This window comes from Blastococcus saxobsidens (assembly GCF_010682065.1).
Taxonomy (GTDB): domain Bacteria; phylum Actinomycetota; class Actinomycetes; order Mycobacteriales; family Geodermatophilaceae; genus Blastococcus; species Blastococcus saxobsidens_B.
This window is the reverse complement of sequence record NZ_JAAGWG010000077.1, coordinates 1-527: the sequence shown is the minus strand read 5'-3', so window position 1 is coordinate 527 and position 527 is coordinate 1. Positions and strand designations below refer to the sequence as shown.

Annotated in this window: 1 protein-coding gene; it reads right to left on the bottom strand. The window is 72.5% G+C overall.

Annotated elements, in window-relative coordinates; genetic code table 11:
• Nucleotides 1-436, bottom strand: a 436-nt coding sequence (locus tag GCU60_RS19725) for a helix-turn-helix domain-containing protein (protein WP_163208352.1), incomplete at its 3' end; no start/stop codon positions are given.
• Between the last annotated feature and the right edge of the window lie 91 nt (nt 437-527).

Below are 527 nucleotides of genomic sequence, written 5' to 3'. Positions count from 1 at the left end.
CGTGGACCAACGAGCCGGGCCGGTCGTGCTCGTAGCGGTTCGCGCTGCGTCGCGTGGCGCGGATGACCTGCCCGGTGACCGGGTCGCAGGCGGCCAGCGGTGGGGTGTGGTGGCGGCGCAGTACCCGTCCGACGGTCGATGCCGGCAGCTGCAGGTGCGCCCCGATAGCCACCGGGCCGCGGCGGGACAGGTGGCGGGAGATCCGGATTCGGGTCTCGGTGCAGGCCGGGGTGCGTTGGGGATGGCTGCGGGCGTGGCTGGGCCGGTCGACCAGGCCGGCCTTGCCTTCGGCCCGCCACCTGCCCCACCACTTGTAGGCGCACGCTCGGGAGACGCCCATCTCGGCGGCGACGTGGGCTGCTGGACGGCCGGTGGCGATCCGCTGGACCAGGATCAACCGCCCGGCAGGGGTCAGGCGGGCATTAGCGTGGGACACGAGCGACCTCCGTGGTCGGAATGGATGCCGTCAGACAGCTCCACCCGACCCGGAGGTCGCTCCCACGTCAACAACGGTCCTGCTCAGTACA